The 21,768-nt window shown below is 38.5% G+C and carries 18 protein-coding genes and 1 pseudogene; 7 read left to right on the top strand and 12 right to left on the bottom strand.

Annotation, left to right across the window (positions count from 1 at the left end):
* Window positions 1-10: 10 nt before the first annotated feature.
* The 6 genes and pseudogenes from I6E78_RS08915 to I6E78_RS08940 form a co-directional block, all read right to left on the bottom strand.
* Window positions 11-1,228, bottom strand: a pseudogene (locus tag I6E78_RS08915) (BCCT family transporter).
* Window positions 1,229-1,383: 155 nt separating this feature from the next.
* Complete coding sequence (gene betA, locus I6E78_RS08920) at window positions 1,384-3,051, bottom strand: choline dehydrogenase (RefSeq protein WP_197182314.1); 1,668 nt, start codon at window positions 3,049-3,051, stop codon at window positions 1,384-1,386.
* A gap of 12 nt (window positions 3,052-3,063) precedes the next feature.
* Window positions 3,064-4,527, bottom strand: a complete 1,464-nt coding sequence (gene betB / locus I6E78_RS08925) for a betaine-aldehyde dehydrogenase (RefSeq protein WP_197182315.1) — start codon at window positions 4,525-4,527, stop codon at window positions 3,064-3,066.
* A 1-nt stretch (window position 4,528) separates the two neighbouring features.
* The gene (betI, locus tag I6E78_RS08930; protein ID WP_050754485.1) at window positions 4,529-5,104 is read right to left on the bottom strand and encodes a transcriptional regulator BetI; all 576 of its coding nucleotides are present in this window, start codon (window positions 5,102-5,104) and stop codon (window positions 4,529-4,531) included.
* A 439-nt stretch (window positions 5,105-5,543) separates the two neighbouring features.
* Window positions 5,544-5,846, bottom strand: a complete 303-nt coding sequence (locus tag I6E78_RS08935) for a hypothetical protein (RefSeq protein ID WP_197182316.1) — start codon at window positions 5,844-5,846, stop codon at window positions 5,544-5,546.
* Window positions 5,846-6,103, bottom strand: a complete 258-nt coding sequence (locus I6E78_RS08940; protein ID WP_011330048.1) for a DUF3081 domain-containing protein — start codon at window positions 6,101-6,103, stop codon at window positions 5,846-5,848. Before I6E78_RS08940 ends, I6E78_RS08935 begins: the two co-directional genes overlap by 1 nt.
* A 146-nt stretch (window positions 6,104-6,249) precedes the next feature.
* On the opposite strand from I6E78_RS08940, the gene I6E78_RS08945 reads away from it, so the two are divergent.
* A complete protein-coding gene (locus tag I6E78_RS08945) occupies window positions 6,250-7,530 on the top strand; it encodes a flavohemoglobin expression-modulating QEGLA motif protein (protein ID WP_197182317.1) in 1,281 nt (426 codons plus the stop codon).
* Window positions 7,531-7,974: 444 nt separating this feature from the next.
* Here I6E78_RS08945 and I6E78_RS08950 read toward each other — a convergent pair whose 3' ends face one another.
* From I6E78_RS08950 to I6E78_RS08965, 4 genes are read right to left on the bottom strand one after another with little or no spacing between them, the layout of a single operon-like run.
* On the bottom strand, window positions 7,975-8,778 hold the full coding sequence (locus I6E78_RS08950; protein ID WP_179806896.1) for a DUF1338 domain-containing protein: 804 nt from the start codon (window positions 8,776-8,778) through the stop codon (window positions 7,975-7,977).
* Window positions 8,779-8,827: 49 nt separating this feature from the next.
* Window positions 8,828-10,294, bottom strand: coding sequence for a succinylglutamate-semialdehyde dehydrogenase (astD, locus tag I6E78_RS08955; RefSeq protein WP_197182318.1), 1,467 nt, complete (start codon window positions 10,292-10,294; stop codon window positions 8,828-8,830).
* A 6-nt stretch (window positions 10,295-10,300) separates the two neighbouring features.
* Window positions 10,301-11,335 carry an arginine N-succinyltransferase gene (astA, locus tag I6E78_RS08960; protein WP_011330052.1) on the bottom strand — a complete coding sequence of 345 codons (1,035 nt, stop codon included), beginning with the start codon at window positions 11,333-11,335 and terminating at the stop codon, window positions 10,301-10,303.
* 49 nt (window positions 11,336-11,384) lie between these two features.
* Entirely contained in the window at window positions 11,385-12,590 is a 1,206-nt protein-coding gene (locus I6E78_RS08965; protein WP_011330053.1) for an aspartate aminotransferase family protein, read from the bottom strand.
* A gap of 191 nt (window positions 12,591-12,781) precedes the next feature.
* Between I6E78_RS08965 and I6E78_RS08970 the strand changes: the two genes are divergently transcribed.
* The 3 genes from I6E78_RS08970 to I6E78_RS08980 all read left to right on the top strand — a co-directional run bounded on the left by I6E78_RS08970 (window position 12,782) and on the right by I6E78_RS08980 (window position 14,535).
* Window positions 12,782-13,210 (top strand): Lrp/AsnC family transcriptional regulator, encoded by a 429-nt coding sequence (locus I6E78_RS08970; protein WP_011330054.1) that lies wholly within the window; start codon window positions 12,782-12,784, stop codon window positions 13,208-13,210.
* Window positions 13,211-13,493: 283 nt separating this feature from the next.
* On the top strand, window positions 13,494-13,880 hold the full coding sequence (locus I6E78_RS08975; RefSeq protein ID WP_182683617.1) for a hypothetical protein: 387 nt from the start codon (window positions 13,494-13,496) through the stop codon (window positions 13,878-13,880).
* A 226-nt stretch (window positions 13,881-14,106) separates the two neighbouring features.
* A complete protein-coding gene (locus I6E78_RS08980) occupies window positions 14,107-14,535 on the top strand; it encodes a hypothetical protein (protein ID WP_011330057.1) in 429 nt (142 codons plus the stop codon).
* 79 nt (window positions 14,536-14,614) lie between these two features.
* On the opposite strand, the gene I6E78_RS08985 is transcribed toward I6E78_RS08980, so the two are convergent.
* Window positions 14,615-15,535: a hypothetical protein gene (locus I6E78_RS08985; RefSeq protein WP_041454933.1), complete on the bottom strand. Its 921-nt coding sequence runs from the start codon at window positions 15,533-15,535 to the stop codon at window positions 14,615-14,617.
* A 224-nt stretch (window positions 15,536-15,759) separates the two neighbouring features.
* On the opposite strand from I6E78_RS08985, the gene I6E78_RS08990 reads away from it, so the two are divergent.
* From I6E78_RS08990 to rluF, 3 genes are all read left to right on the top strand, one after another.
* Window positions 15,760-16,974 carry an HDOD domain-containing protein gene (locus I6E78_RS08990; protein WP_179806894.1) on the top strand — a complete coding sequence of 405 codons (1,215 nt, stop codon included), beginning with the start codon at window positions 15,760-15,762 and terminating at the stop codon, window positions 16,972-16,974.
* 11 nt (window positions 16,975-16,985) lie between these two features.
* Window positions 16,986-18,080 carry a DUF418 domain-containing protein gene (locus tag I6E78_RS08995; RefSeq protein ID WP_182683615.1) on the top strand — a complete coding sequence of 365 codons (1,095 nt, stop codon included), beginning with the start codon at window positions 16,986-16,988 and terminating at the stop codon, window positions 18,078-18,080.
* Between the two features lie 85 nt (window positions 18,081-18,165).
* A complete protein-coding gene (gene rluF, locus I6E78_RS09000; protein ID WP_197182319.1) occupies window positions 18,166-19,149 on the top strand; it encodes a 23S rRNA pseudouridine(2604) synthase RluF in 984 nt (327 codons plus the stop codon).
* Between the two features lie 71 nt (window positions 19,150-19,220).
* Here rluF and I6E78_RS09005 read toward each other — a convergent pair whose 3' ends face one another.
* Window positions 19,221-21,755 carry a putative bifunctional diguanylate cyclase/phosphodiesterase gene (locus tag I6E78_RS09005; protein ID WP_197182320.1) on the bottom strand — a complete coding sequence of 845 codons (2,535 nt, stop codon included), beginning with the start codon at window positions 21,753-21,755 and terminating at the stop codon, window positions 19,221-19,223.
* Window positions 21,756-21,768: the final 13 nt, after the last annotated feature.

Below are 21,768 nucleotides of genomic sequence, written 5' to 3' on the forward strand. Positions count from 1 at the left end.
AATGTTTTTTCTAGCTCATATTTTCAATTTTGGTGTAATCAATTTTGTTTGCTTTTGGTGAGCCTATAATGTCGTTCACCGTTTTTAATTTGTTGTAGCCAATATAAGCAATACAAATAAAGAACAAGGCAATAACTAATGCGCCAACCCATTGAATTTGCAAAAACTCTAACTTAAATAGTAATGTTAACAACGACAAAGCAACAATATTCATGGTTAAGTATTTAAATTTACCTAAGCGTTTAACCGTCAAGTTTAAGTTATCTGTGTATAACCGGATAAGCGAATCAAGAGAGTTAATTACAAAAATAATACCAACAAATACCATGGCAAAGTTTTTAATACCTTCGGTAGGAATACCAGCTTCGTGGTAGTGATAAAGCACACTAAACCAGATAGCAATTGGAATTGATGGGAAAATCAACATCGCAGCTAATACTTGATACGTTCTTAATCCACCCACAAAGCGTGCAGTAAATTGACCTATCATAATGCTCCATGCAAACCATCAAAATAAATAAAACTCATGATAGTCATTCAGCGGTAAAACAAACTCATTAATATTGGCAAAATAAGTACCAATAGCGCCTAAGTTATTCGAAAAGGCAGACAATTCACTGTCACCAAATACAAATGCACCCGCCCACATAAAGGCAATGAGCGCTAAAAACATCCAAGTAGTAGAAATACTTAAAATACGTACATACTTAATGTCGGTACTCGAGTAGGCAGCAAACGATATTGCAGCCAACACAATTAAATAAAACACCGGAATAACACTTGAGCCATCGCCTAAATCGGGTAAGTACCAAGGTAAATTAGTCAGTAGTAGGTAAGCAGTAAATGCACAGGTGCCAATGATGACAACGTTATTAATAAACTTAACCCAAGGAATGTCGAAAAATTTAACTTTAGGTTCTATTACACAGAAATAAAAGCACGTAAGAAAGTAAAATCCCCAGATTAAAAACCCCCAATAGCCAAACTCAATAGCTAGCGGATTGGCAAATGCGTACTCTGGGCTTGCTTTTATGTCTGCATAACCGGCAAATTCGGTTAACGGAAACATAATAAGGCCAACATCTAGGCCTGAGGTAAATAATATGGCTATAAAGGTAAATGTTCTAACAGGCGTTACGCCAACAACACGTACATTGCCCCATTTAAATAAAATAGCGATTACAGCTAATAAGGTGAAAATAATCCCAGCACTAAGCCAAATAGTCATTATCGCCCTCCCAAAATAAATAAAAGTAATTCATAAATACTCCGTTTATTGTTTTTTCTCGCGTTAACACAACATAACCAATTTATATCGTGAGCCACGGCGAGTCTCACAAAGGCTTAACTACCTAAGTAGTAAACCTTTGCTAGTGGCTTAATTTATATCTTGCTATTACGTTGTGTTGTTTGCCAGTCAGCGCTCATTGCTACTGGTGCATTGAGCTTCGCTAATGGCTTATTACCTAAAATAATATCAGCGGCTTTTTCGGCCACCATAATGGTAGGGCCGTTTAAGTTACCGTTTGGTATGGTTGGAAATATAGATGAGTCAACTACACGTAAACCTGCGATCCCATGTACTTGGGTGTCTGAATTAACGACTGCCAGTTCATCTTCACCCATTTTGCAAGAGCAAGAAGGGTGATAAGCGCTTTCAACCGTTTGACGGACAAAGGCATCTATTTCTGCATCGGTTTGAATATGCTTACCTGGCTGAATTTCTTCATCGCGATAATCATCAAAGGCACTTTGCTCAATAATTTCACGAGTTAGGCGTACACAGGCTCTAAAGCCTTCAATGTCATCTTGATGTTGTAGGTAATTAAACACAATTTTAGGTGGTTGCTCAGGATCAGCCGATGCAATAGTAACGCTGCCGCGGCTTTTTGGCTTGTTATGACCTACATGTACTTGAAAACCATGGCCGTCAAAGGCACTGCGTCCGTCGTAGCGCATTGCGGCAGGTAAAAAGTGGTATTGCAAATCTGGCCATTCAACTCCAGGCTTAGAGCGAATAAAAGCACATGATTCAAAGTGATTTGTAGCGCCCAGTCCCTTGCGGGTTAATAACCAACGTGCACCAATTAAACCTTTTGAAATTAACCCTAATTTACCGTTTAAGGTAATAGGTTGTTTGCACTTATATTGAAAGTAAAACTCAAGATGATCTTGTAAGTTTTGCCCTACACCGGGTAAATGGTGTTTTACCTCAATGCCTGCTTTTTTAAGCACTTCGCTATCGCCAATACCCGATAGCTGTAAAATATGTGGCGAGCCAATAGAGCCGGCGCTTAATATCACTTCTTTTGCAGCAACAGCGGTTTTAACTTCGCCATTTACTTTGTATTCAATACCAGTGGCTTTTTTGCCCTCTAAAACAACGCGCTGGGCAAGTGCACCGGTAACAATAGTTAAATTATTACGCGATTTAACTGGATCTAAGTATTCACGCGCGGCTGAGCTACGTACACCGTCTTTTACCGTCATGTGCATTGGCCCAAAGCCTTCTTGCTGCGAGGCATTGTAGTCGTTAGTGTGTGCGTAACCCGCTTCAATGCCCGCTTTAATAAAGGTGCTGTACAAAGGGTTTTTCATTTCGTTACCGTTATTAACGCCCAGCGGGCCTTTACCGCCACGGTACTTATTTTCACCTAAGTAAAAGCTTTCTGCTTTTTGAAAATACGGTAAACACGACTGATAATCCCAGCCGTTTGCGCCATTGTGTTGCCATTCGTCAAAGTCTTTTGCATGGCCGCGTACATACACCATGCCATTAATAGATGACGAACCACCGAGTACTTTACCGCGCGGACAATGCATTTCGCGGTTGTCTAAATGCGGCTCAGGTTGGGTATGAAACTGCCACGCGTACTTATCGCTATTCATTGGAATAGAAAGCGCGGTAGGCATTTTTATAAAAATGCTTTTATCACTGCCACCCGTTTCTAGTAGTAATACACGGGTGTTTTTATCGGCTGATAAGCGATTTGCTAACACGCAACCTGCAGAGCCTGCGCCCACAATAATATAGTCATACGAATTACTCATAATCAGTATCCTTTAAAATGGGCTTTCTATGTCGGCCATACCAACATAAACAGATTTAGTTTGGGTATAAGTATCGAGGGTTTCTATGCCGTTTTCGCGGCCAATGCCCGATTGCTTGTAACCACCAACTGGCATTTCTGCAGGTGAGTTACCATAAGCGTTAATCCAACAAATACCCGCTTGTAGTTGATGAATAACACGGTGTGCACGTTTAATGTCGCTAGTAAATACACCCGCAGCTAGACCAAGGTGAGTACCGTTTGCACGTTTAATCACATCGTCTTCGTCATCAAATACCAACACGCTCATTACTGGGCCAAATATTTCCTCTTTAACTATGCTCATGTCATCGTTGCAATCAATAAACACAGTAGGGGCAACAAAATAGCCGTTAGGTGCAGATGCAGGTGAAAGTGTTGTACCACCTGTTAGTAGCGTTGCGCCCTCTGCAATACCTTTATTAACGTAGCTCATTACTAAGTCTTGATGCTTTTTAGAAATTAGCGCGCCAAAGTTAGTATTTAAATCTTGAGGATCGCCGGCAATAATATTTTGTTCAGTACGGGTTTTAAGCTCATCAATAAATTGTTGATATACATTTTTATGAACATAAATACGGGTACAATTAGTACATACTTCGCCTTGAGTATAAAAGTTGCCTAACATTGCAGCACTTACTGCTTGTTCAATATTGGCATCATCAAATACAATTAATGGCGACTTACCACCAAGCTCCATGGTGACATCTTTTAAAGATCCCGCAGCGCTCGCAACTACCTTTTTACCTGTACCTACTTCGCCAGTAAACGACACTTTATCTATATCAGTATGCTGTGTTAGCCATTGGCCTACATCGCCTGCGCCTTGTACGACATTAAATACACCTGCGGGTACGCCAGCTTCTACAAAAATTTCAGCTAGCTTAATTGCGCCAAGTGGTGTTTCTTCCGATGGTTTAAAAATAAACGCATTACCAGCGGCAAGAGCAGGGCCCGATTTCCAACAGGCAATTTGTAGCGGGTAGTTCCACGCACCAATACCAGCGCAAATACCTAAAGGCTCTTTACGGGTATAGTAAAAGTCGCTGCCAACCATTTGTTGTTGGCCAACTTGTGCCGGTGCTAAACCAGCAAAGAATTCAATAACATCAGCGCCTGTTTCAATATCTACACAGTTTGCTTCTTGCATTGGTTTGCCGGTATCAAGTACCTCTACCAGCGCTAGCTCGTCATTGCGCTCGCGTAAAATTGCTACGGCCTTGAGTAAAATGCGACTGCGCTCAATAGGCGACATGGCCGACCACTGAGCAAAACCTTGCTTTGCACTTGCAATGGCAGCGTTTTGAATAAACTCGTCAGCAATTTCTACTGCATAAATAACTTCACCCGTAGCAGGGTTAGTTACATCAAATGTTTTGCCGCTTTTATTTGCAAGGAAATGGCCGTTAATAAAATTTTGATAGACAGGTGTTGTCACGCTAGGCTCCATATTGCTTGATGAGTGAATGCACATAACTTTTTGCTAGCTTTTCACTGTGATTAAACTGATGTTCGTTTGATTTACTAAGTACTGCTCGTAACCATAGGCCGTCGATCATGGCGGCGCTAAGTTCGGCGGCTTGTTTTGCTTGCTCAGCGGGCATTAATTGCTTAAATGAAAATGCTAAATTACTTTGCAAGCGTTTGCTGTTTACATTTTGTAGCCGGTGTAATTCGGCATCGTGCATTGATTGTGCCCAAAAGCTCAACCAAGTTCGTGTAGTATCTGAGCGCTGTTGCACAAGTGCAAAGTTGGCTTCAATAATAAACATTAAGCGCTGCGTCGCGTTGGTATTTGCTTCAAGTTTGCAAACAAGCTCCTGTTTTAAACTCGTAAGTAAATACCTCACCGTTGCTTCAATTAATCCCTGCTTACCACCAAAGTAATGACTAATTATGCCAGAGGATAATCCCGCATTTTTACTAATACTGTTAATAGTGGTTGCCTGTAAACCGCGCTGTGCAACCGACTCAATTGTTGCGTCAATTAGCTGCTGACGTCTTATAGGTTCCATTCCAACTTTAGGCATATTTATTATTAATTGACCGTTCAATAAACATAAGTTTAAGGTAATAGCTCTAACAATTCAAGGCGCAGGTAAATGATCGGATGCCAAAATGTAGATGAATCATTAACAAAAAAGGTAGTCTAGTATACGTAAATAATAAACATTGAATTTGTTTTATGTTGTTTAAAAACAAGAGTTTATGTATTATTTTGTAGTACAATAGGGTAGGGTTATTTTGGCTAAGAAATAAAATGTAAATAATTTCAAATAATATGCTTAGTACGGTAATCATTAGAGCACTAACGGTATGTGTTGCTGTTTATATAGCCAAAATTGCAATGGATATAATTATAACAACAGGCTGGTTTTATAAAGTTAATTGTAAATATAGCAAAGCAAGAAGGGCTAATATAGGTACAAAGCAGACGTATTGTTACAGCTTAATTTAAGGCGCTAATGTACCTTTGAACAAAAGAGGATAACGCCTAAGACGATTTCCAATGTAGTCATCGGCCATAATTTGTGCGCAAATTTCATCCACGTTATTACATGCTGCAAACACCCAGTCAAATCGCTCAATAGCGAGGAGAAAGCCTTTTTTTAAATGGGTTTGGGTACGGTAGTAAGCTAGGTTGTGGCGAATAATTTCGAGCTTGTGCGGGTTAGCTTCAAGCTCAATAATTACTTGCGTAATAAAGGAAGTATTGAGCTTGCTAGTGGCGCGTTTTTTAAGCCTGGGTGGCAGCATTAGGTTTCATTGGCAATATTGTGTAATTTTTTTAAAAAGTCATCTTTGTGTTTTTCATGTTCGTAATCAAGATGATACGTATTATGAAACCCAAAACGCAGTTCTACGCCGCTGCCTTGTAAATAAATGGTATAACCGTCTGCGTCTGAATACGCGGTAACACCTTGATAATGCTTACCATCATCCTGCATTTCGCCGCGTTGTATTATGCGTTCATACACAGCTAAAATTTGCTTGTTGTCGATTTCATTTTTCATTAATTAATCCTTAACTTTGCAAGTATATACGTTTTAGATATGTGGTCCGATCATCTTAAAAACAATGGTTAAAAAATGATGATATTACTTTGTAATTTGGTTATTTTAAATTATGCTCACAATTCATTATTTGTTGAGCTTACACCATGATAGACAAGGCGTTACTACTTAAAACTCGTGAATTATCAGATCAATTAGTTGCCCTGCAAACACCTATAAGAATACTGGATGCGATTAATTGGGATAAACAAATTAAAGAAGAATTTTTTAGACAAAAATGTCAAAAAAATCCAGTTATCGATCGTGCTTATTATCAGCAGCGCGATTTAGGATTTGTGCCCAGCGAACTACGCCAAGCGTTTTCTACTTTGCAGCGTAACATTATTAACCAGTTAGGACAGCTAAACCCAATAGCTCAATATATGGGAAAAATGTGCAGCGAGTATAAAACCGTATTAAGCATGCTGGAATATCGAGGAACGCCTGAATTTCATGACCTATCAGTAGAGCTATTTGGGCACCCTAAAGATTTGTTTCATGCTGGTGAGCCTTCACTTACTGAGCTGGCAAACATGTTAGAGCGGCCGCTTAAAAACTTATTAATTGCCGATATACTGCCAGACGATCCTAAAAATATAGCAGCAAGCGATGCTGTGCGTATTTTATCTGAGCAAGTTAATGCCAGTATGGTAGGGATCAACGTAGAGGTAATACTAAGCGATGGCATAGTGAGCGATGCAGCAGCTGGGGCTAATAACATTAAGCTAAATAAAGATGTGAAGTTTTCGCAGCGTGAACTCGATATTCTAGAAGTGCACGAAGGCTGGATACATGTAGGCACGACGCAAAATGGCCTAGCGCAACCTTACTTAACCTGTTTAAGTAAAGGCACGCCAAGCTCAACAGTGACCCAAGAGGGCCTTGCGGTATTAACCGAAATTATTACCTTAAAATCAACACCACGGCGCTTATCTAAATTAGTTAACCGTATTCAAGCGGTGACCAAGGTAATTGATGGTGCTGAATTTGTTGATATTTACCGCGATTATGTAGCGCAAGGGTTATCGCAAGATGAAAGCTATACTTTAGCTCAGCGTGTATTTAGGGGCAGTACCCCCACAGGTTTGCCGTTTACTAAAGACATTGCCTACATTAAAGGCTTTGTTTTGGTGTACAACTTAATTCGGGTTGCCATACAACTGGGCAGAATCGATCAACTGCCTTTATTACTGGTTGGAAAAATATCGATTGATGACTTTAGGCTGATTACGCAACTGCATAGTTTAGGAGTAATCGAATCGCCTAAGTTTGTACCTCCACACTTTAAAGACTTACGCGGTTTAGCAACTTGGCTCAGCTTTGGGCGCTTTATTGGAGACTTGTCGTTTGAACAATTAGAAAACGATTATAAGCCGCTGTTTTTATAATAACTACTGGGAGCTTTTCTCCCTTAAAGCAAAAAAAACGCAGTTGGAATGAGCAACTGCGTTTAAGTATATAGTTACAAGCCAACGTAACTATAGTTGAGGAAAGTTTGCTAGTAATTAGCCAGGTAAAACTTGGCTGTATAGTTGCTGATTTGCCTTGCTACAAACTAGGTTTGTAATCTACTCAGATTGATTATAATCAAGAAGCAGCGAAATAATAAAACGTGTTTTTAATGTGTGTAATAGTTAATTTTAAATAGCTTGGAATTAATTTAAGTTAATATAAAACAGTAGTTTGGGTTATTAATTTAAATCATCTTATCGATAAGTGAAATTTATCGAAAGCGCCATTACGTTAGTAAACCTCTTTACCAGAGCTCCGGTTAAATAAGCATAAAAAAAGCCCTTTACGGGCTTTTTAAAGAGTGACTAAATGCAGGCTAGTTAGCGCGCATTGGTACTTTCAAAAATTTTATCGGCAGAGGCTGCTACAAACCCGGTGTAAAGCTCGCCATCGGCTTTAGGGTAGCGAATAGCAAACTCATAAAAACAGCTAGGAATGCTCATTTCACCATCGCTAAAGCTTACTGAGTACTCATCAGCAAGGGTCGACGATTGCTCAAGTAATACCTCTGGCGAGCCTTTTACTTCGCCGCCTGAGCTATTAAGTGTAAAGCCTGCATCTTTTAGCGCTTGGTTAACATCTTCAATGTTATCAAATTTATCAAGGGTATTAATATTTACCGTAAAGTGATTAGCTCGGTAACCCCATGCCGACATCCACGCTGCGTATTCGCTCTCGGCAAGAAGTTGCTTATAAGTGTCTGTACTTACTTGCCAGTGCGTGCCTGAGTATAAAAAGTTATCGGCGGTCACTGCGTCCTCGTCAATTTGACTCACCATATCATTTACAATTGCTTGTAACTCAGCAGAGCATTTATCTACCAACAACTCAGAAATAAATACTTTTGGCTGTGTTAAATCACTATGCTCGTAGTGCTTTGCGTATAGTTTTTTAGCTTCAAAGTGATACTCACCACATTCTTTATAACCCAAAGCTAAAAAGTGTGCTGCCAGCTTTTCTAAGCCCACTTTTTCAATGTTAAAGGTACGCAGAGCAATATGATCGTTAATAATGTCATCTTTTTGCGTTGAACCTAATAGATCATGAATTTTGTCTGCCGATGGCGTTACGTTTAAGTAATTTTGCCATAGGTTATCAAATAATGTATTTACATCAGTATGCATTTTAAATCCTTAAATTTTGTTATATACCTTAACGCGAGTTAAGTTGTATTTATTCAATTATTAAGCCCGGCGCGAGGGTTTGCGGTAAAGTTACTTTATCTGATTCAACAGAAGCTACCGGGTAGGCGCAATAATCGGCAGCGTAATAGGCGCTTGCTCTGTGATTACCACTGGCGCCAATGCCACCAAATGGTGCAGCGCTAGACGCACCGGTAATGGGGCGATTCCAGTTAACAATACCAGCACGAATACGCTTTAAAAAGTGGTTATAATCGTTTTCACTATCGGCGAGTAAGCCGGCAGATAAACCAAAGCTGGTGTTATTTGCTTCATTAATGGCGCTGTCAAAATCGCTGTAGCGATATATTTTAATTAATGGCCCAAAATGCTCTTCATCTGGCATATCATTAACATTAGTCACATCGATAATACCTGGGCTGACAAAACCAGTACCTGGTTTTAATTGCTTAAGTTCAACTAAAATCTCAGCGCCTTTAGCGACAAGTTCATTTTGCGCAGCCACCATACCTAATGCTGCTTTTTCGCTGATCATAGCACCCATAAATGGCTGCTCTGTTGCAAAGCTGTCATCAACTACAATATTTTTAGTGGCGCTAATAAGCTTAGCTAGAATGGCATCGCCATTACTCGAGTTTTCAATAAATACACGGCGTGCACAGGTACAGCGTTGGCCAGAAGTAATAAAGCCCGACTGAATAATGTCGTGTACTGCGGCGCTAACATCGTTTACGTCTTTAATTATAAGCGGGTTATTGCCGCCCATTTCAAGCGCTAAAATTTTACCCGGGTGGCCAGCAAACTGTTTATGTAATAAATGACCTGTATTAGAACTACCGGTAAAAAATAAGCCATCTATATATTGGTGAGCGGCCAATGCCTTACCTGTTTCAATTTCGCCTTGTACTAGGTTAATTACACCAGCAGGTAAGCCCGCCTTTAACCACAGCGATAAAGTAAATTGTGCTACATGAGGAGTAAGCTCTGAGGGTTTAAATACCACAGTGTTACCCGCTAAAATAGCGGGCACAATATGCCCGTTAGGCAAGTGCCCAGGGAAGTTATAAGGGCCAAAAATAGCCACTACACCGTGCGGCTTATGCCTAATAAATGCTTTAGCACCTGGCATTGGGTTTTCTGTGGTACCGGTACGCTCATTATATGCTTTTACCGAAATAGCGACTTTACCTGTCATTGCGCCTACTTCAGTACGGGTTTCCCATAAAGGCTTCCCGGTTTCTTGGGCAATAATAACGGCAAACTCTTCGCTGTGTTCTTTTAGTTGTGCAGCAAAGTTCTCTAGTATGGTAATGCGCTGCTCAAGCGGGGTATCAGCCCACTGTAACTGCGCTGCTCTTGCGGCTTTTATTGCGCTATTTACTTGCTCAGCACTGGCGCCATTACCTTGCCAAATTGTTTCGCCATTGCTTGGATTAATTGAGGCAAATGCTGGGCCTTGGCCTGCTTGCCATTGGTTATTTATAAGTTGTGTATTCATATATATTTACAGACGAAAGAATCGTGCTGCATCTCCTTGGCTTAACTTAAGTGCATCAGCCACTGCTTGGCTAATGATTAACGTATGCTTTGCATGATTATAATGCGCGTGTTTAGTAAATGTAGCTCTAAAGTCACTCACACCATGATTACAAATAGCGAGCGTGTCGGAACTGTTTTGTGTTATATGTTCAAGTTCACCTATGGTAATAGGGCACACTTGAGACTCGCGAATACTGCGAATATTACCTAGCTTAGCTTCTACAGTGGGGCCGGCATCAAATAAGTCAACATAGCCGCGATGTTCAAAACCTTCTTTTTCGAGAAGTTTAAGCGCGGGTTTGGTTTTTTCATGAACATGACCGATCACAGCTTGGGCTTTTTTACTCAGTAAATTTACGTAAATAGGGTACTTAGGCATGAGCTCGCTAATAAATACCTTGTCGCCTAAACCGACTAAATGATCTGCTTGTGGAAACTCAATACTAAAAAAGTGCTCTTGTAGCCATTGCCAAAATGGCGAATGGCCGTGCTCGTCGCTTACACCGCGCATTTCGGCAATGACGGTATCGGCAAAGCGTTCACTGTGCTGCGCCATAAACAAAAAGCGCGAGCGCGATAAAAAGCGCCCAGTTAAGCCTGTACGGCTGTCTTCACGTAAAAACAAAGTGCATATTTCAGAGCAACCCGTGTAGTCGTTACACATGCTCAAAATATCAACAGTGTTGTATACATTTAATGTAGGCGAGTGATGCACTGTTTTACCTAAGTGATAATGATATAGCGGCACAGTTAAGCCTACAGCGGCTTCTATTGCGGTTGTGCCAATCACTTTACCTGTTTCACTGTCTTCTAAAACAAATAAATAGCTCTCGTCCAATGGTTTATTAATGTTTTTAGCAAAGCTTTTTTCAGCGCGGTCAATTTTTTCTTTTAGCTGGGTGTCATCTACGGGCAAAGAGGTAAACCCATGCCCAGACTCTATTGCTATTTGCTTAAGCGCATCAAAGTCGTTGGCTGTAATAGGACGTAATACTTGCATTAATTACTTGCTCCAATAGCACGCCCAAAGGCGTGCTGGTTTACTATTATTAACCGTTAACTACATCGCTTACGGCTTTATCAAAGCGCTCTAGGCCTTCTTTAATATCTTCTAACGGAATAACTAAAGACGGAGTAAAACGAATAACATCCGCACCGGCTACTAAGTTCATTAAACCATTGTTAGCACTGGCTATTAAAAAGTCGCGTGCACGCCCAGCAAACTTGTCGTTTAGTGCAGCACCAATTAATAAACCTTTACCGCGAATTTCACTAAATACATTATATTTTTCGTTAATCGCATTTAGGCCATCACGAAACAGCTGTTCGCGCTCTTTTACGCCGCTAAGTACTTTTGGGGTATTTACTGTATCAAAAGCGGCTTCGGCTACGGCGCAGGCTAATGGATTTCCACCGTATGTAGAGCCATGTGTGCCAACTTTTAAATGCGCTGCTATTGCCGTGGTGGTGATCATGGCACCGATAGGAAAGCCTCCACCTAACGCTTTTGCTGTAGTTAAAATATCAGGTACTACGTTTAAGCCCTGATACGCGTATAAATCGCCAGTACGGCCAACACCCGTTTGCACTTCATCAAAAATAAGCAGCGCGTTGTGCTTAGTACATAGCTCGCGTACTTTGTGTGCAAAATCGTCAGTGGGTGAAATAATACCGCCTTCACCTTGTAGTGGCTCCATCATTACCGCACAGGTTTTATCGCTAATAAGGGCTTCAAATGCGCTAATGTCGTTAAAATCGCAATGCACAATATCGGCAGGCTTAGGGCCAAAACCATCTGAATAAGCTGCTTGACCACCAACCGTTACGGTAAAAAAGGTACGACCGTGGAAGCCTTTATTAAAAGCAATAATTTGCGTTTTTTCAGCACCGTGTACGTCTAGGGCAAAACGACGCGCTAATTTTAGCGCTGCTTCGTTAGCTTCGGCACCCGAGTTGGCAAAGTACACTTTTTCAGCAAATGTAGCATCAACCATTTTTTTAGCTAAACGCAAAGCAGGCTCATTAGTCATTACGTTTGATAAATGCCAAATTTTTTCACCTTGCTCTTTTAGTGCATTAACTAAAGCCGGATGACAATGTCCTAAACAGTTAACCGCAATACCACCGGCAAAATCAATAAACTCGTTATTATCTTGATCCCATACACGCGAACCTACGCCGCGTACCGGAATAACTGCTGAAGGATTGTAGTTTGGCACCATTACATCGTTAAATAAGTCTCTAGTTACTTGCATTTTTACACCTAAATTATGTGGCTACTTAAAAAAGTGTTGCTAAAACAAAGAAGAACTTAGCCTGTATTCTTCAGTAAACACTGTGTTTTTTGTTATAAGTGTCATTATCGAAGGTTGTGAATGAAATTTGCAGTGCTATTTTGTGAAAAATGATTAGAATAAAAGTCAAATTAACGAAGGGTTTGTGCATTATGATAACTCCACAAGACGAAAAGCTATTATCTATTTTAAAAACCAATGCCAGAGCGAGTATTTCAGATTTAGCTAGGCACCTTAATTTATCACGCTCAACTGTACAAAGCCGCATGTTAAAGCTAGAGGAAAGTGGCGTAATTAAAGGTTATAGCGTTGATTACGGCGATGACTTTTTAAATAGTATGGTAGCCGCTCATGTGTCTATTAAAGTAAGGCAAAAACTGACGACAAAAACCAATTTAGAGCTAAAGCAAATTAATGCTATATCGCAGCTTTATGCTATTAGTGGCGAGTTTGACTTAATTGCAGTTGTGCAAGCACAAAACTTAGAACAACTTAGCCACTTACTCGATGATATTGGCAACTTAGATGGTGTAGAACGCACTACTTCATCTGTTATTTTAGAAACCAAATTTAAACGTTAGGTTTGTTGTATAAAAATGTAAACAGGTAGCGATTACGCATTGATATAGCAAGCAATTTATAATAAAGTTATTGCATAGAGTACAAGCTCTAATGTCATGAAAGTGGATACTATTAGCTTGTACTTTGTAAACAAGGACTGTTTAAATAAACTTAGGAAAGTTGAATTTTACTCTCCCTTTTTAATTCAATTAATAGCAATCAATTTACAGTACATTGGGTAGTTTATTTCATTAGCCGCACTGCCAAGGAATCAGCAATCTGCTGACATAATAAGGACAAATTGTGAAAGTTATTATAACCATCATTGTTTTATTAATAATAACGAGTGGCTATTACCTTAGTGTTCATGCCGCCATTTTTAATGCGAACAAAACTATTGAAGTTAAAGAGTATAGCGATTTATTTTATAAACTAGGCTCAGATTCGGCCCCAGACTCAGTGAGCATAGATGAAATTATTGCTGGAGCTTCACAATTTGCACTTTCAATGTGCGATGATGCAGTTTATCAGCAGGTTTTAGGGAAAACGGTTGACTCTTGCAAACTCAAGTTTCATCAATCAAAAGCAAAATGCGCACAGTTTTTAACGGCGCATAACGCAGCATTTTACGATAAAAAAACACCGGTTAGCTTAGTCGCAGAAAAGTTTATTGACTGCGTAAGTTCGTAATATTTTAATTACTTATCTTTTGCTCGGGTAAATGCGTTAAACTTGTCACTAATAATTTAGTGGCTTTCTCGTCATTTAAATAGCTCTCTTAATCAATGGTATTGGTATTAATCTTGATAAAGTGCACTTCATTGCAGCTTATATTTCTTAATTTGCTAAAATAAGTTTATTAAAGAGAGAATGATTAATTTACCCACTATTTAGTGGTAGCAAAAGGTAATTAGCAATGATGAACACCAAAGTATATAAAGCAGTACACGACTTAGCTGAAGAGCTAATGGCGGCTGCAAATAAAAACGATACAAAAAAATTCGAGTCACTTTACGCGCAGCTTAAAGCAATTTGTATTGAAAACGAAAACACCAGCAAAGATCACCCCGTACAATGGGAAACGCTGGCTGATTTTACCGAAGAGTTAGAAGAAGCAATTGAAGGCTACGAAAAAGCCTTAAAAAAATCGATAGCCATTAACTCTAAAGATCATATGTCGTCGGTTGCATTCTCTATGGCAACTTTGCAGCTAGAATTAGGCCAAAAAGAGGCTGCAATTAAAAACCTTCAAGATGCTAAAATCAGCGCTAATAAAATTTCGGATAAAGAGCTTAAAGCAGAAATACATGACCTTCTAGAGTCGCTGGTAGAAGAAGAAGGCTAGAGCCTTTTTTATTGATATTTATTTTGCTGAGCTACCTAAGCTCAGCACTTTAAAGTAATACATTAAGCACCATTAGTTATTATGGTTTTAAAGGGGCTTTTCTAATGATTTGCTTTTTGGCTTCGTCGAGTTTTATAACATAGGCATTACCGCCGATACCTTTAAATTCTTCATCGGTAAATACTATGGTGTTGTCGTCGTAAAAAGTAACCGCTTCTTTTTGGGTAACAATGCCTAGGTCTATTCGCGACACGTCACCCGAGAAAAACTTATCCCCTTTAAAATTCTCAAATAACCAAAGGCTAGTTGAGTCTAATAACACTAGTTTTTTCCGATCAGGGCTCAGTGCAGCAGAGGTTATCCAGCAGAGCTTTTCCATGGTGGTACAGGTTTTAAATGAGTCGATTAGTTCTGCGTTAAAATTAGCCGCATGATCACCCACTTTATATACATTTGTAATGCCATCAAAGGGTTCAGTACGATTTTTGGTAAATAAATATAAGTGTCTACCTAATGCTACAAACGCCTCTAAGTCATAATTGCGGTTATCTGGAGCAACCGGTGTACCGTCTAACTCGGGGTAGGTAAACTTAATTATTTCAGCTTCGGTGGTATCGGTTTTAATATCAATGGGGTTTTCTATTTTATAAATAGTAAGCCAGCGGCGCTCATTGGTGTTATTACCAAAATCACCTAAAAAAAAGTGACCAAATTTATTTTGGGTCATATCTTCCCAATCTATATTTTTAGCGTTAGTCACTAATATTTCTTTAGCAATTGAGCCATCATCATTGAGTCGGTAAAGTTTAGGCTCGTCGCCGCTATCGTTAATAGCCCATAAGCGTTTATGCTTATCATACTCAATACCAGATACTTCTTTGAGCCTAGGGTCAACAGAAATCATTTTTTTGCTATACAAGGTATAAATAGCAGAGCCTATATATGTGGCACTAAAAATAAACAGAGCAGCAATAGAAAGTAGAATGCTTTTTTTCAACATCAAATTAATATATTTCAGAATGTTAATTAATATATCGTTATTATCGCTGATGGTAGAAGAGAACTAAAGACTTATCTTGTAGCGTTTATTAACGGTTGCTTAAAATTGCATGTATTTTAAACTAAATAGGTTAATTAACATGATTTTGTCGAAGAAAAGTGACAATTATTGCTGATTACGCTATTAATAGCTAAGTACTGTATAAAAACTAAGAAGTAGGTAATGTGTCTGTATTTGTTGCAAGGCAAGCAATATTAAATCGTCGCCAGAATGTGGTTGCTTATGAGCTATTATTTCGTGATAGTGATAAAAACTATTTTCCAGAAATATCTGATGGCCAAGCAACGGCAAGGTTGATCATGGAAAATCAGCTTAACTTAGGAACCCGTCATATAACGTCAGGTAAAAAAGCGCTGATTAATATAGGCCCAGAGTCGTTAAAGCTCGATTTATGTGCATTTTTACCCTGTAAAGATGTGGTGATTGAGTTACTCGAAACCATAGAGCCCACAGACGATAATTATGAGTTATGCCGTGATTTATTTCATAGTAATTATAAACTAGCGTTAGATGATTTTGTGTACACCCCACAGTGGGAGCGATTTTTAAAGCTGGTAAATCTGATTAAGTTTGATATACGCCAAACCCCATTACCTGAAATTGCCCAGGTTGTTAAAAAACTAAAAAAACATAAAAGAATAAAAATACTTGCCGAAAAAATAGAAACGCCCGAGGAGTTTGAACTTGCCTATAAAATGGGCTTTGATTACTTTCAAGGTTATTATTTTGCAAAGCCAACCATGCTTAAACAAAACGATATTGACTATAATTACGCGCTAGTAATTGCAATTTATGCAGAAGTTATGAAACCCAATCCAGATATAAGCGTAATTTCTGGTTTATTTGAGCTTGATGCTGCGCTGGCATACAAACTATTACGCTTAATTAATAGTGGTGTGTTTCCTATTAAAAGCCAAATATCTTCCCTTAAACAAGCATTAGTATACTTAGGTCAGGAACGGTTAAAAAAGTTTGTAAGTTTGATTGTGACCGCTCATACCGCTAAGTCTAAGCCTGCCGAGTTAATGCAAATATGCGTAGTTCGTGCTCGCTTTTGCGAACTAATTGCCGCGCAAATAAGTAAACAGCAAAAAGGTGAAGCTTTTTTAACCGGGCTATTTTCGTTACTCGATGCCATATTAGATCAACCTATGAGTTTATTAGTTAATAAACTACCATTTCCAGATGACATTAAAGCAGCATTACAAGGCGAAAAAAACACCTTGCATTATATTCTTGAAACCGTAAAAGCATATGAATCAGGAAGCTGGTGGACATTAGAGCAAGCCGTTTTATTAATAAATATAGATAGCAAATTACTACCTAACATTTATAAGCAAGCGGTAAACTGGGCCGATAGCTATAAAAATACCACGTAATGGAATAGGTAATGCGTAATTATAATTTAGACTTCATTCGTGGTATTGCCGTACTTGGCTTGGTGTTTATGAATATATACACCTTTGGAGTATTTGAACTCGGTTATACGCCCCTAACAACCCCACCAAGCAGTGATAGCCTGATTCAAACATTAAACCTAATATTTATAGAGGGGCGTTTTAGGAGCATATTTAGCATACTGTTTGGGGCGGCTTTATACATACAATGGCAACGCTATAACTTGGTTTTACCACTTAAAAGCCGCCTATATTGGTTACTAGTTTTTGGTTTATTACATGGTTTTTTACTTTGGGCCGGCGATATTTTGTTTTTGTATGGGGTGTCGGGGTTGCTTGCTATAAGGTACTTAAGCAGTACCAATGAGCAACTTTTAAAGCACGCCTATGGGTTTATTCTACTCTCGGGTTTGGCAACCGCTTTAGTTATGTATAGCGTACCAGAGACATTAATATACCGTGATTCGCCAGAGTTTAATGCTTTGTATAGCCAATACTTTCAATCATATGGCGATCACTTGTTATCTAACATAACTATGAACGCCTTAATGGTGTTTATGGTGCCTATACTTACCATGTGGGTAACGACAGCGCTAATGTTATTAGGTATATATCTGTATAAGCAACAGGTGTTTGCTAGTGGCTTATCGGCAAAGCAACTCATTTTAGTAATTAGTAGTGCGCTACTATTTACCAGTTTACGGCTAACTACAGAGCAATATAGCAGTGGTGTATTTTATGCGCTGCAAGAATTAATTAACAGTGTGGCAGCATTATGTATGGCGGTTATTTATATTCACATTGCAGTTAAGTTGTGTAGTAACAATGCGAACACAGGAAAATTAATTCAACAAGTAGGGCGTTTAGCATTTAGTTTATATATAAGCCAAACGTTAATGCAACTTGTGTTGTTTAAAGTGTTTTTTAAGCAGTGGGCGCTCAGTTTTAATCGTATTGACTATTGTTTAGTTGCTACCTTACTAATCGTTATTCAGCTTATTATTACCGCCATTTATAGCCGTTATTTTCAACAAGGCCCTTTAGAATACATATGGCGAAAATTAACTTACGCAAAAATCACTGCTTAAACGGCTACAAAGGTTAAATTAAGGGCGAAAAATTATTGTGGGTGGTTTAAACTAGCAGCCTTTAAAATTAAGGTGAATTGCTTCCATGACAGACTTAAAACGATTAAATAAATTTATTAGCGATACTGGCTTTTGTTCGCGACGCGAGGCTGATAAATATATTGAAGACGGTCGTGTTACTGTTAATGGTATTCGCCCGGAAATGGGCGTAAAAGTTTCATCTACTGATGTTGTATTGGTAGATGGCAAAACACTTAAAGCAATCCCTAAACGCGTTTATATTGCCTATAACAAACCCGTTGGTATTACCTGTACTACAGAGCGAAAAATTCAAAGTAATATTGTTAAAGCAGTTAATTACCCCGATAGGATCTTTCCAATAGGGCGCTTAGATCGCCCATCTGAAGGGCTAATATTTTTAACTAACGAAGGCGACATTGTTAATAAAATTTTGCGCGCTGGCAATAATCACGAAAAAGAATATGTAGTTACTGTAGATAAACCATTAAACCGTCAGTTTGTAGCTAAAATGGGTAATGGTGTGCCCATACTCGATACCATCACTAAAAAATGTAAAGTAATCCAAACCGGTGCGCAGCAGTTTACTATTATTTTAACCCAAGGGTTAAATCGTCAAATACGTAGAATGTGTGAATATTTAGGTTACGAAGTGGTCACACTCAAACGCGTACGTATTATGAATGTGACGCTTAAAGGTTTAAAAGTAGGGCAATGGCGTCACTTAACTGAACAAGAAATGGCGATTATAAACAACTCTATTTCTGACTCAGGAAAAACCCAAGAACATTCAGTATACGATGAAGCAAACGCTTTACAGCAACAAAGCCCGCAAGCTGTAGCTAAGCCGCAAAAAACAAGTGATAAAAAACGTGATTTTCAGGGCGAAAACCCTAAACGTTTTAATCAAGGTGAGCGCACTGAAGAACGTAAAAAAGAGCGTAGTAAAACGCCTTATCAAAAGCGCTCAACCACTTATGTTAGTAAACCTAAAAGTATAAAAGCAAATAAATCATCCGACTCAAAAGGAATATTGAGCCTTAAAAAATAAAGCGATATAACATTAGGTACGGTACAACAACTTAATTAACCTGCGATTTTAATAATTTATTATCAAAATCGCTATTTGTTGCTATGTATATATTCTATAAGTTTATCCAGAGGCATAGGTTTACAGTAATAAAAGCCTTGTATTCTAATGTTATTAAACTTAGATAAATAACCGATCAGCTCAGGACTTTCTACACCCTCTACTACCACTGTTTTATTTAACTGCGTGCAAATATTAATAATGCCTTCTAGCAATGCTCTTTTTTGCCCAGCTAATTCGGCGCCAATGGTAAATTCACGATCTATTTTTATTATATTTGCCGGCTGACGCGATAAATAAGACAAGCTTGAGTAACCCGTCCCAAAGTCATCAATTGCTACATTAAAACCTTTATTCATCAGTGCCTTAAGCACTTCTTCAATAGCGCCTTTTTCTGACATAATCATTTCGGTCACTTCGATGGTGAGCAACTTAGGCAGTATGTTTTTTTCAGACGTTAACTTATAAAGCTTTTCGGTAAAGTTTCGCTGTTGTATTTGTTGCGGTGAAAAGTTAACCGCAACACAAATATTTTGTAATTCAGCTATGGTACTCATATCGTTTAGCACTTGAGTGAGGACTTGTTCGCCCACTTGTAATATTTGCCCTGTTTGTTCAGCAATAGGAATAAAAACAGCAGGAGAAATATAACTGCCATTATTTTTCCAGCGAACTAAAGCTTCTAAAGCAACAATACATTGAGTAGTTAAGTTATAAATGGGTTGATAATAAACCTCTAATGCCTCATTTTTAATCGCTTTTTGTAGCTCACTTCTAATTGTAACCATAAAATTATGGCTCTCATCCATAAGCTTATGGTAAAAACAAAATTGATTGCCGCCTAAAGCTTTAGCGTTATCCATTGCTATATCAGCTTGTTGTAGTAGTAATGCAGGGCTAATGACCTCTCCATCAGACATGGCTATGCCAACACTCACAGTAAGGTGGATATCAACTTCATCTAAGTTATATATATCGGCTAGCGATTTTATTACGAGTGTAATTTCATCCGATAGCTGCTGCTTAGATATATTACAGTAATGCAATACAAACTCATCATTGCCAAAACGCGCTATGGAATCCGCTGCAACTGCATTTTTTTTAAGCCTTTTAGCGACTAATTGCAAAACCATGTCACCTAATTTATGGCCCAAACTATTGTTTACCGCGCTAAAGCCATCTAAATTAAAAAACACCATCGCGCAATTTACATCCACACAGTTAACCTGCTTAGCCTCTATTTCTGCATTTAATGCATCACGGCGTAGCAGGCCGGTTAACTCGTCGTATTTAGCCATTTTATGTAACACAATAGACTGTTGTCTGAGCAAAAAAGTAGAGTCAATGGCTAAGATCAAAATATAAATAAACGCAAAAGTAAGCCATATTATCATTTGCTCAATTTGTGCCGCTTCTTTAAGCTTTGAATAGTCTTTAATAAAGCTATAAACGTTGTGCTTAATTACCTCTCTTACAACAATTTCGTTAACTATATAATGCTTGCTATAACGGCTTAATAAGCTATTTAAGTCTTGAACATTTTTTTGGTTTTTGTCGATTGCGAAATAAATTTTAGGTGTTAACTCAATAAAAGTATCAAACGAGCTGAGATAATCTATGTATCTGTTTTCAATTAACAAGTTTAAATTTAACAGTGCCAGCACTTGGTATTTTTTACCATTGCTTGCCGTTATTGGAATTGAGAACATAATTATGGGCGTGTCTGTGTCTAATGTTGCTGAGTTAGCCGCAAATCTAACTTCATTTTTAGCGGCTTTTAACCAGTTAGTAATAGGGCTGGTTGCAATTAATCCGTCATTAGTAAATTGCTTAGAATACGTTGTGCCGCTTATGTAATTCAAGTCTTCATCGAGAAGAAGCATACTGCTAATAACTTCAAAGTCTTGGGTATAAATTTTTAAGTCTATATTAGCCATTTTTATAAAGTCGTCGGCATTCACTGCTTCTAAACGTGTTTTTATGCGAGTAAGTGATGTGATATGACTTTCGAGGTTTTTATTGAGTATAGTTTCAACAAATTTAATTTTATTTTGTGCATCTACAGCTACATTAGTTACCGTTTTAACCGCGGTAACTTGCCAAAGTGTTATGCCAATAAAAATAGCAAAAAACGTAATTACTTTAGCGGTTATAGAACCTTTAACGGTAGTAATTGGGTTTTTAATTTTTATAATTAAAGCTAAAAAAAACACAAATACCATTACAGCACTAAAAGATGAGATAAAAGGGTTATGGCTGTCCCAAAACCAGCTACTGCTATCATGTCGCCACAAACTTAGCTCAAAGTTAATAAACAATATAGCGCCGGTAATGAGTAATATAGGTATGAGATATTTAATTTTTTTTGTAGGTAAAACCTTAGGTAAAAAAGCCAATAAAATAGCTAAGCCTAACGCAGTCAAAGAAAGTTGCAGAGAAATAACCGGCATTAAGCTTTGCGTAACAACAACACTTTCTAAAGCCCCCAAAAATGCAACAACAAGAAAAAATTGGATAAAACCTAAATACAATATACTTGCTGCTGATTGAGTTAGGGATAGTCTCATTATTTTCTCATGT

It is taken from the genome of Pseudoalteromonas sp. NZS127 (assembly GCF_015864805.1).
GTDB classification, from domain to species: Bacteria; Pseudomonadota; Gammaproteobacteria; order Enterobacterales; family Alteromonadaceae; genus Pseudoalteromonas; species Pseudoalteromonas nigrifaciens.

What these genes read in the sequence shown, in the direction of transcription:
- betA (WP_197182314.1), bottom strand. Translation starts at nt 3,051, where the DNA reads ATGAGTAATTCGTATGACTATATTATTGTGGGCGCAGGCTCTGCAGGT.
- betI (WP_050754485.1), bottom strand. Translation starts at nt 5,104, where the DNA reads ATGGAACCTATAAGACGTCAGCAGCTAATTGACGCAACAATTGAGTCG.
- I6E78_RS08935 (WP_197182316.1), bottom strand. Translation starts at nt 5,846, where the DNA reads ATGCTGCCACCCAGGCTTAAAAAACGCGCCACTAGCAAGCTCAATACT.
- I6E78_RS08940 (WP_011330048.1), bottom strand. Translation starts at nt 6,103, where the DNA reads ATGAAAAATGAAATCGACAACAAGCAAATTTTAGCTGTGTATGAACGC.
- I6E78_RS08945 (WP_197182317.1), top strand. Translation starts at nt 6,250, where the DNA reads ATGATAGACAAGGCGTTACTACTTAAAACTCGTGAATTATCAGATCAA.
- I6E78_RS08950 (WP_179806896.1), bottom strand. Translation starts at nt 8,778, where the DNA reads ATGCATACTGATGTAAATACATTATTTGATAACCTATGGCAAAATTAC.
- astD (WP_197182318.1), bottom strand. Translation starts at nt 10,294, where the DNA reads ATGAATACACAACTTATAAATAACCAATGGCAAGCAGGCCAAGGCCCA.
- astA (WP_011330052.1), bottom strand. Translation starts at nt 11,335, where the DNA reads ATGCAAGTATTACGTCCTATTACAGCCAACGACTTTGATGCGCTTAAG.
- I6E78_RS08965 (WP_011330053.1), bottom strand. Translation starts at nt 12,590, where the DNA reads ATGCAAGTAACTAGAGACTTATTTAACGATGTAATGGTGCCAAACTAC.
- I6E78_RS08970 (WP_011330054.1), top strand. Translation starts at nt 12,782, where the DNA reads ATGATAACTCCACAAGACGAAAAGCTATTATCTATTTTAAAAACCAAT.
- I6E78_RS08980 (WP_011330057.1), top strand. Translation starts at nt 14,107, where the DNA reads ATGATGAACACCAAAGTATATAAAGCAGTACACGACTTAGCTGAAGAG.
- I6E78_RS08985 (WP_041454933.1), bottom strand. Translation starts at nt 15,535, where the DNA reads ATGTTGAAAAAAAGCATTCTACTTTCTATTGCTGCTCTGTTTATTTTT.
- I6E78_RS08995 (WP_182683615.1), top strand. Translation starts at nt 16,986, where the DNA reads ATGCGTAATTATAATTTAGACTTCATTCGTGGTATTGCCGTACTTGGC.
- rluF (WP_197182319.1), top strand. Translation starts at nt 18,166, where the DNA reads ATGACAGACTTAAAACGATTAAATAAATTTATTAGCGATACTGGCTTT.
- I6E78_RS09005 (WP_197182320.1), bottom strand. Translation starts at nt 21,755, where the DNA reads ATGAGACTATCCCTAACTCAATCAGCAGCAAGTATATTGTATTTAGGT.